The organism is Streptomyces sp. NPDC058955, from assembly GCF_042741435.1.
Lineage (GTDB): Bacteria > Actinomycetota > Actinomycetes > Streptomycetales > Streptomycetaceae > Streptomyces.
In genome coordinates this window covers 30,945-40,698 of the sequence record NZ_JBHYKM010000070.1, presented here as the reverse complement: position 1 = coordinate 40,698, position 9,754 = coordinate 30,945, and the positions used below count along the sequence as shown (strand labels likewise).

Below are 9,754 nucleotides of genomic sequence, written 5' to 3'. Positions count from 1 at the left end.
ACCTGGACCTCGTCGATCTCCCGGATGGCCGTGAGCAGGTCGTCCGAGGTCTCCACCAGCGGACCCGGGGCGTCGTTCTCGAAGTCGAAGTAGAATCCCCGCAGACGGTCGCGGTAGTGCTCCAGGTCGTACGTGAAGAACAGCATCGGGCGGCGCAGGTGCGCGTAGTCGAACATGACCGACGAGTAGTCCGTGATCATGATGTCGGCCGCCAGGTACAGGTCCGCGATGTCCGGGTACTCGGAGACGTCGTAGACGAAGCCGTTCCCGGCGCCCGGGATGCTGTCCACGATGTTCGAGTGACGACGGATCAGGAAGACGTGGTCGTCACCGAGGCGACGGCGGGCGTCCTCCAGGTCCACCCGCAGGTCGAACTTGAACTGGCCGCGGGCGTGCGACAGGTCGTCGCGCCAGGTCGGCGCGTACAGCACGACCTTCTTGTCCGCGGGCAGGCCCAGCTTCGCCTTCACCTCGGCCGCGCGCTCGTCGCGGTCCTCGGCGTACAGGTAGTCGTTGCGCGGGTAGCCCGTCTCCGCGATCAGGCCGTTGTAGCCCATGGCCCGCTTGAGGATCGGGGTGGAGAAGCGGTTCGACGAGACCAGGACGTTCCAGCTCGCGGCTTCCTTGACCAGACGCTCGTGGTAGTTCGGGTCGAACTTCGGCGCGTCGATGTCCAGGCCGATCTTCTTCAGCATCGTGCCGTGCCAGGTCTGCACGATCACCTGGCCCGCGCGGCGGCGGATCCAGTGCGGCAGGTGGGCGTTGGTGATGATGTACCGCGAACGGGCCAGCGCCTCGTACCACTCACGGCCCTGGAAGCGGACCGGCTGCACCGTGTCCGGCAGCTCGACCTGGCCGTCGCGGACCAGCCACAGGTGCTCGACGTCGGCGCCCCGGCGCAGCAGCTCCTCGTGGATGGCGCGCGGGCTGTCCGAGTACTGCTTGCCGTTGTAGCTGATGTACAGCACCGAGTCGCGCAGCGGCAGCTCGCGGCCCTTCTCGTACACCTCCTGGCGCAGCTGGTACTGGCGGTTGTCGCCGCGCTCCAGCGGGGTCAGGTCGGGCAGGCAGTTGAGCTGCGGGTGGTCCTGCCAGTGGACCTCCAGGCGGTTCTCGCGCCCGTTGTACGTGCCCTCCAGCGGGAACTGGCCGACGGCGAGCCGGTCGACGACGAGCGGCAGCGCCGGAGCGTCGTCCCCCGCCTCCAGGCGGAAGACCCAGCGGCCGGCCTTGAGCGGCAGACCGCCGCCGGTGCCGGACATGGTGGACGGACGGAAGGTCGCCTCGAAGGTGCCGTCCGCGCCCACGCTCAGCGGCACGGTGCGCTCGTCGAAGCGGTTCTTGGCGCTGACGACCAGGTGGTAGTCGGCCAGGTCCACCGGCGCGGTGCCGCGGATCAGGAAGGTGCCGTCGGTGGTGGCGATCCCGGTGATCTTGGCGCGCAGCGGGCGGCCGGCGAACTTCAGGTAGCCGTTGGTGCCGGAGAGCACCGCCACCTCGTTGAGCGGGGCGTCCTCGCCGAAGGCGTCGGTGAGCCGGACCTGGAGGTCGGCCAGACCGTCCTGGACCACGACCCGGTGGCGGCGCGGCTTCGCCTCGCCCTCCTGGAGCTGCAGCTGGGTGCTCCAGTTGCGGCGCATGTTCTTGGCCGGGTCGGCACCCGCCGTGTCGGCGGACTCCAGGTGCTCCGGCAGCAGGGCCACGTCCTTCAGCGGGACGCGGATCCGCAGCTCGGTGCGCTCACCGGCGGCGGACACGATCTCGGCGGGCACGAGGAACGCCTCGCCGCTGCTCTGGTTGATGATCCGCAGGGAGACCTCGACGCCCGGGGCGACGGCCTCGCGCAGCAGACCGTCGACGACGATCGCGTCCCCGTCCGGCGCGAAGCCGGTGATCGTGAACGGCACCTTCTCGACGCGCAGCTTCAGCGCGGCGCGACGCAGCTCCGGCACGATCCGGTGGGTCTCGTCGAGCCAGTGCGGCCGCGGGTAGGCGGTGTGGTCGGAGCCGTACGAGTGGACCGAGCGGGACCGCACCAGACCACCGGAGAGCACGCGCATGCCGACGTGCCAGAGACCCTCCTGCCACTGCCCGCCCTTGCGGAAGCGGGACAGGTCGATCTCGGTCTCCCAGCCGGCCCAGTCGAAGCTGTGACCGCGGTTCTTCCAGCCGGCGGCCGTGGTGGCGTCCTCGGTCTGGAGGTTCTTCAGCGGGATCAGCATCCGCCGCTGGGTGCCGTCCTTCTTCAGCTGCAGCAGCTTCACCACGGACCGCTTGCCGCCCTGGTCGACCCGGTCGATCCAGGCGTGGCCGGCCAGCCGCAGCTTGCCACCGGGCAGCCACTCCAGCTCCCGCAGCGGCGAGCGCAGCTGCAGGTCCTGGTCCATCCGGAGGACCTTCTTCGGCAGCTGGGTGGACTCCAGGAACGGGTACTTCGCGTACCGGCGGAAGGAGCCGTCGAGCTCGACCGGCTCGCCGATCCGCTCGGCCTCGATGAAGGCCAGCAGCTCGGCCAGGGCGTGCTTGCGGACCAGCAGCCACTTGACGCGCAGCGCGGTGGGCAGCTCCTTGACCGTCTTCAGGTCGATCTGGTCGAGGAACTTGTTCGCCGCGGCCATGAACTCCGCGCGGTACTCCTCGTCGCCGTCGGGCAGCACGTTGAGGAAGATGCGCAGGTCACCGGTGAGCACGGTCTTGTCGTACTCGCGCTTGAGCGCGTCGGCGCCCGGCTCGGTGCGCTGGGCCAGGAAGCGGCTGACGCTCTCCACCGCGGAGGCGCGGTCGCGGGCGGCCTTCGGCTCGGTGCGGCGCTGGGTGATCGACGGGGCGGCCTCGCCCTCGCGCAGACGCCAGTAGTACGTGGTCTCGCTGATGATGTCGACGGACTCGGCGAGGTACTGCGCCGGGACGATCACCGGGGTGTCCTCGTACAGCACGCCCTCGGGGAAGCGCAGCGCGTGCTGCTCCCAGAAGTCGCGGCGGAAGACCTTGTTGCAGGCGATCCGGTCGGTGAGCAGCGCGCGCTTCCGGCTGACGTGCGTCTTCTTGACCGCGCCCCGGGAGAGGAAGCGGTGCATCGGGGACTGCCAGATCCGGGTGGAGTTGATGTGCTCCACGTTGCCCGTGGCGAAGGAGGAGCCCGTCTCGTCGAGGGTCTCGATCATCAGCCGGTAGGCGTCCGGCGGGATCAGGTCGTCGCTGTCGACGAAGGCGATGAACTCGGCCTCCGGCGCCAGGCTGTCCAGACCGGTGTTACGGGCGGCGCCCAGGCCGGCGTTCTCCTTCCGGATGAGCCGGAAGCGGTCGTCCTTGGCCGCGAACTCCGCCGCGATCTCGTGGGACTCGTCGGTCGACCCGTCGTCCACCATGATCACTTCCAGGTCCTGGAAGGTCTGCACGGCGAGCGAGTTCAGGCAGGCGGGCAGGTAGTACGCCACGTTGTATATCGGGACGATGACGCTGAGCCTGGGAGCCATGTAGTTCTGCGTTCCTTTCCGGTTCAGACCCGCTCGACAGGCTCGAGCGTCTGAGTGGGTGACGGGGCGTGCTATCGGTTTTTCCAGCGGACCGATGGGGGTTCTCCCCTTACCGGGAGAGACCCGCCTGCCGGCCCGTCCGCCCCGGCGCCGGAGCGCAGCACCGCCGCAGCTCTTCAGAATAGACGATGGGCTCCTCGGCCGTTCGAACCCAGTTGGCCGTCACCTCACCCGCCGGGGGGACGCCGTTCACCCCGCCCCGGGGGCCCGGACGGCCGCCCGCGCCCGGAGAGGCGTTCGAGTACTCCTGTCATACTGCGCTTGAGCGGTCCGACAGAGGAGAGACACACGGCATGCCGTCTGCAGCTACCCCCCGTTTCAGCGTGATCATCCCTGTCTACGGGGTCGAGGGCTACATACGCGAATGCCTCGAATCGATCACCTCGCAGAGCTACCCGGACTTCGAGATCGTCGCCGTCGACGACTGCTCCCAGGACAGCAGCGGCGCCATCATCGACGAGTTCGCCGCCCGCGACCCGCGGGTCCGCGCCGTGCACCGCGAGCAGAACGGCGGCATCGGCGCCGCCCGCAACACCGGCATAGCCCACGCCCGCGGCGACTACCTGCTCTTCCTCGACGGCGACGACTCCATACGCCCCGGCTCGCTCCAGGCCATCGCCGATCGGCTCGCCGAGACCGCCGACCCGGAGATCCTGCTCTTCGACTACGTCCGCACCCACGTCGACGGCACCGTCGAGCCCAGCAAGTCCGGCAAGCACATCGCCACCATCCGCGACCAGGTCGTCCGCCCCGCCGACCACCTGGAGCTGCTGCGGATCTTCGCCGTCGTCTGGAACCGCGTCTACCGCCGCGACTTCTTCACCACCGGCGGCTTCACCGGCGACGGCTTCCGCTTCACCGACGGCCTCTACGAGGACGCGCTGATGGTCTACACGACCATGGCCGCCGCCCAGCGCGTCGCCGGCCTGGAGTACGTCGTCGTCGAGTACCGCCAGCGCCGCCAGGGCAGCTCCATGCGGAGCAGCTCGCCCCGCAAGCACTTCGTGATCTTCGAGCAGTACCAGCGGGTCTTCGACTACCTCGAAGGCCGCCCCGGCCTCGACGCCTACCGCTCGATCGTCTTCGAGCGGATGGTCAGCCACTTCCTCTACACCCTCGCCCGGGGCTTCCGGATACCGCGCAGCCACCGGCGCGCCTACGTCCAGCAGGCCGGCAAGGCGTACCGCAGGAACGAGCCCAAGGGCTTCACTCCGCCGCCCGGCATCGCCGGCCTCAAGTTCAAGGTGCTCCGCACCGGCTCGTACGCCGCCTTCGAGTCGCTCAAGGCGGCCAACGGCACCCGCGAGACCGCCTTCCGCGCGCTGGGCCGGTCCAAGCGCTGGGGCGGCCGCAAGGCCCTGAAGACGTACTACGCGGTGCAGCGCCGGCTTCCCGTCGACGACAACCTCGCCGTCTACTCGGCCTACTGGGGCCGCACCCCGGGCTGCAACCCGCTCGCCATCCACGACGCCGCCAAGAAGCTGGCGCCGAACCTGCGCGGGGTCTGGGTGGTCAACCAGGCGCACGCCGGCAAGCTGCCCGCCGGGATCAGCCGGGTCGCCCCCGCCACCTTCGGCTACTGGAAGGCCATGGCCCGGGCGAAGTACCTGGTCAACAACGTGAACTTCCCGGACTCCGTGGTGAAGCGCCCCGGCCAGGTCCACCTCCAGACCCACCACGGCACCCCGCTGAAGCGGATGGGCCTGGACCAGCAGTACTACCCGGCCGTCGCCAAGAGCATGGACTTCGACAAGCTCATGGAGCGGGTCGACCGCTGGGACTGGAGCGTCTCCTCCAACCAGCACTCCACCGAGCAGTGGGAGCGGGTCTACCCGGCCCCCTTCCGCACCCTCAACACCGGCTACCCGCGCAACGACGTCTACTACCGGGCCACCGCCGAGGACGTCCGCCGGATCCGCGGCGCGCTCGGCATCGCCCCCGGCAAGACGGCGATCCTGTACGCGCCGACCGTCCGCGACCACCAGAAGGACGCCTTCGTCTCCCGTCTGGACCTGGCCCGCTTCGCCCGCGAGCTCGGCCCCGACCACGTCCTCCTGGTCCGCGCCCACTACTTCTACGGCGCCGACCGCGAGCTGAGCGCGCTCGCCGAGCGCGGCGCCCTGATCGACGTCTCCCGCCACCCCTCGGTGGAGGAGCTGTGCCTGGCGGCGGACGCCCTGATCACGGACTACTCGTCGATCATGTTCGACTACGCCAACCTCGACCGGCCGATCGTCACCTACGCCGACGACTGGGAGATGTACCGCACCTGCCGCGGTGTGACCTTCGACCTGCTCTCCGGCGAGCCCGGCGACACCCCCGGTGTGATCGCCACCACCGAGGACGAGCTGATCGAGGCGTTCCGCAGCGGCGCCTGGTCCGCCGAACCGGCCGCCGCCCTCCGCCGCGCCTTCCGCGAGCGCTTCTGCATGTGGGACGACGGCCACGCCGCCGAGCGCGTCGTCCGCGCGGTCTTCCTGGACGAGCAGGTCCCGACCCCGCCGGTGACCCCGGTGGCCGACCGCACCCCGGCCCCCTCCCCCGAGGCCGCCGAAGCAGCCACCACCCGCCAGGAGCACGTCGCCGGCTGACACCCCCGGCCCCAGCGAACGGGGCGCCCGGACGGATTTCCGTCCGGGCGCCCCTTTTCGTGTGCGGGACTACTTGACCACGGTCAGCGGCAGGAGCTTCTTGCCAGTGGGGCCGATCTGGATGTGGGTGTCCATCTGCGGGCAGACGCCGCAGTCGAAGCACGGGGTCCAGCGGCAGTCCTCGACCTCGGTCTCGTCGAGGGCGTCCTGCCAGTCCTCCCAGAGCCAGTCCTTGTCGAGGCCGGAGTCCAGGTGGTCCCAGGGAAGGACCTCCTCGTAGGAGCGCTCGCGGGTGGTGTACCAGGCGACGTCCACGCCGTACTCGGGGAGGGTCTTCTCCGCGCACTCCATCCAGCGGTCGTACGAGAAGTGCTCGCGCCAGCCGTCGAAGCGGCCGCCGTCCTCGTAGACCGCGCGGATGACGGCGCCGATGCGGCGGTCGCCGCGGGAGAGCAGGCCCTCGACGATGCCGGGCTTGCCGTCGTGGTAGCGGAAGCCGATCGAGCGGCCGTACTTCTTGTCGCCGCGGATCTTGTCGCGGAGCTTCAGCAGGCGGGCGTCCGTCTCCTCGGCCGACAGCTGCGGGGCCCACTGGAAGGGGGTGTGCGGCTTGGGGACGAAGCCGCCGATGGAGACGGTGCAGCGGATGTCGTTCTGGCCGGAGACCTTGCGGCCCTCGGCGATCACGTTCATCGCCATGTCGGCGATCTGGAGGACGTCCTCGTCGGTCTCGGTCGGCAGGCCGCACATGAAGTACAGCTTCACCTGGCGCCAGCCGTTGCCGTAGGCCGTCGAGACGGTACGGATGAGGTCCTCTTCCGAGACCATCTTGTTGATGACCTTGCGCATGCGCTCGGAGCCGCCCTCGGGGGCGAAGGTGAGGCCCGAGCGGCGCCCGTTGCGGGTCAGCTCGTTCGCGAGGTCGACGTTGAAGGCGTCCACGCGGGTCGAGGGGAGGGACAGGCCCACCTTGTCCTCGGTGTAGCGGTCGGCGAGGCCCTTGGCGATGTCGCCGATCTCCGAGTGGTCCGCGGAGGAGAGCGAGAGGAGGCCGACCTCCTCGAAGCCCGTGGCCTTCAGACCGCGGTCCACCATCTCGCCGATGCCGGTGATGCTTCGCTCCCGCACGGGGCGCGTGATCATGCCGGCCTGGCAGAAGCGGCAGCCGCGGGTGCAGCCGCGGAAGATCTCGACGGACATGCGCTCGTGGACGGTCTCCGCGAGCGGGACGAGGGGCTGCTTGGGGTACGGCCACTCGTCGAGGTCCATGACGGTGTGCTTGGACACGCGCCACGGCACGCCCGAGCGGTTGGGGACGACGCGGCCGATGCGGCCGTCCGGCAGGTACTCGACGTCGTAGAACGCCGGGATGTAGACCGAGCCGGTCTTCGCGAGGCGGAGCAGGACCTCCTCGCGGCCGCCCGGACGCCCCTCGGCCTTCCACTGGCGGATGATCTCGGTCATGTCCAGGACGGCCTGCTCGCCGTCGCCGATGATCGCCGCGTCGATGAAGTCCGCGATCGGCTCGGGGTTGAAGGCGGCGTGACCGCCGGCGAGCACGATGGGGTGGTCGACGGTGCGGTCCTTCGACTCCAGCGGGATGCCCGCCAGGTCGAGGGCGGTGAGCATGTTGGTGTAGCCCAGCTCGGTGGAGAAGGACAGGCCGAACACGTCGAAGGCGCCGACGGGGCGGTGGCTGTCGACCGTGAACTGCGGCACCTTGTGCTCGCGCATCAGCTCTTCGAGGTCCGGCCACACGCTGTAGGTGCGCTCGGCGAGGACGCCCTCGCGCTCGTTCAGCACCTCGTAGAGGATCATGACGCCCTGGTTGGGCAGGCCGACCTCGTACGCGTCCGGGTACATCAGCGCCCAGCGGACGTCGGCGGACTCCCACGGCTTGACCGTGGAGTTCAGCTCTCCACCGACGTACTGAATCGGCTTCTGCACGTGCGGGAGCAGAGCTTCGAGCTGCGGGAAGACAGACTCGGCAGCAGACATCTCGAACCTTCGTGAGCTGGCAGGGGGGCGACTCTCAAGCGTACCCCGGTGCTCAGCGGCTCAGTGCCGCGCGAAGATCACGGGCCGAGGCCCGGTCCCACACGGCGGGCAGCTCCCGCTCCTGGGCCGCCGCGGCCGCCTCCTGCCTCGCGTACAGGACGCCCCAGGTGAAGGAGGGTTCGCCGGCCTCCTCCGCCTCGGCGGCGAGGTCGCGCAGGGCGCCCCGGGCGACGACGGCGTCCTGGTGGTCGCCGAGGAGGCTCTGGACCGCCTTCACCCTCTTGGCGAACCGTTTCGCGGGCTTGCCGAGGGTCGGCACGGCGGCCTCGGCGGCGTACCGGGCCCGTTTGGCGGCCTTGCGGGCCTCGTGGAGGGCGAGGTCGCGGTCGTGGCCGGGGTCGAGGTCGAGGGCGGGGCCGAACCGGTCGGCGAGCCGCCGGTAGTCGCGCCGGATCGCCTTCGGCAGCACCTTCACGGCCCTCTTGCGGGCGGCCGGCTTCAGCGGCGGGGCGGCGAGGAGGCCGTCGAGGGCGTCGAGGAGGGCGAGGTGGCGGGGCGAGTCGAGGGCGTCGAGGGCGCGGCGGCGGGAGCCGGTGGACCGGGTCCGGTCCCAGCTGCGCAGCCGGCCGCGGACCGGGCCGTGGAGCTGTTCGCGGGCGAGCCCGTCGAGGGCCTCGCCGAGCCGGGCCGCGAGGACCTCCTGGTCGCGGGCGTGGCCGAGCTCGCCGGCGAGCCATTTCAGCTCGGCGCCGATCGGGTCGGTGACGTCCCGGTCGAGGACCTTGCGGTAGGTCTTGAAGGCGCTGCGGAGCCGTCGGCAGGCGACCCGGAGCTGGTGGACGGCGTCGGGCAGGTCGCGGCGGACGGCGGGGTCGAGGCGGACGAGGGCGTCGATCTGCTCCCGTACGTACGCGAGGACGGCGGCGCGCGCCGTGCCGTCGGCGTCCGGTGCGGCGGGGTGCCGGGGTTCGGGGGCGAGGCCGGTCTCGTCGAGGGCGCGGGCCAGCTTGGAGGGGGCGTCGGAGGGGTGGATGCCGGCCTTCTCCAGGCGTTTCCCGACGGCGTCGAGGACCGCCGGGTCGGCGTCGTCCGCGAGCTCGACCTCGATCTCGGTCCAGGCGGCGGTTCCGTCGCCGCCGAGGAGGCGGTCGGCGCGGACGGTGTCCACGGAGACCTCGGCGAGGACCGTGCCGTCCTCGTCCCTGAGGTGGCGCACGTCGCGGGAGGAGCGGAGGCGGACGACGGGGACGACTCCGGCGTGGCGGACGCGGGAGCGCAGCAGCCGCTCCAGGGAGGGCGGGAGCGTCTCCGTGAGCGGGGCCCTGATCTCGTCGCGGACGCCGACGGCGACGGGGAACTTGAGGTGCCAGCCGGCGTCCGCGCCGCCGGTGCGGCGCCGGAGGGTGAGGGAGTCGGCGGCGAGCCGCAGGTCGGCGGTGTCGTAGTAGACGGCGTCGAGTTCGGTGACGCCGTCGGTCGTCACCGAGGCGACCCCGGCCGCGCGGGTGAGGTCCGGCAGCCGGGTCTCCGTGGTGGCTTCGTACTTCCGCTCGATCTCGCGCTTGGTCTCGGCCATATGTCGAATCTAACCGCCGGAGCCGTCCGCCATACGTCGGATCCGGCCGCCGG

4 protein-coding genes are annotated in these 9,754 nt (G+C 70.7%); 1 reads left to right on the top strand and 3 read right to left on the bottom strand.

The window, feature by feature from the left end; translation table 11 throughout:
* Positions 1-3,476: CDP-glycerol glycerophosphotransferase family protein (locus ACFW1I_RS24485; protein ID WP_384673576.1), on the bottom strand; the 3,476-nt coding region annotated here is incomplete at its 3' end.
* Between the two features lie 353 nt (positions 3,477-3,829).
* On the opposite strand from ACFW1I_RS24485, the gene ACFW1I_RS24480 reads away from it, so the two are divergent.
* Complete coding sequence (locus tag ACFW1I_RS24480) at positions 3,830-6,127, top strand: CDP-glycerol glycerophosphotransferase family protein (protein ID WP_384673573.1); 2,298 nt, start codon at positions 3,830-3,832, stop codon at positions 6,125-6,127.
* 69 nt (positions 6,128-6,196) lie between these two features.
* Here the strand turns inward: ACFW1I_RS24480 and ACFW1I_RS24475 are convergent, their stop codons facing one another.
* Together ACFW1I_RS24475 and ACFW1I_RS24470 are read right to left on the bottom strand one after the other, a co-directional pair.
* Positions 6,197-8,125, bottom strand: coding sequence for a TIGR03960 family B12-binding radical SAM protein (locus ACFW1I_RS24475; protein ID WP_384673570.1), 1,929 nt, complete (start codon positions 8,123-8,125; stop codon positions 6,197-6,199).
* 52 nt (positions 8,126-8,177) lie between these two features.
* Positions 8,178-9,701, bottom strand: a complete 1,524-nt coding sequence (locus tag ACFW1I_RS24470; RefSeq protein WP_384673568.1) for a CHAD domain-containing protein — start codon at positions 9,699-9,701, stop codon at positions 8,178-8,180.
* Positions 9,702-9,754: the final 53 nt, after the last annotated feature.

Excerpts from the sequence above, each read along its gene's own strand:
- ACFW1I_RS24480 (WP_384673573.1), top strand. The coding sequence starts at position 3,830 with ATGCCGTCTGCAGCTACCCCCCGTTTCAGCGTGATCATCCCTGTCTAC.
- ACFW1I_RS24470 (WP_384673568.1), bottom strand. The coding sequence starts at position 9,701 with ATGGCCGAGACCAAGCGCGAGATCGAGCGGAAGTACGAAGCCACCACG.
- ACFW1I_RS24475 (WP_384673570.1), bottom strand. The coding sequence starts at position 8,125 with ATGTCTGCTGCCGAGTCTGTCTTCCCGCAGCTCGAAGCTCTGCTCCCG.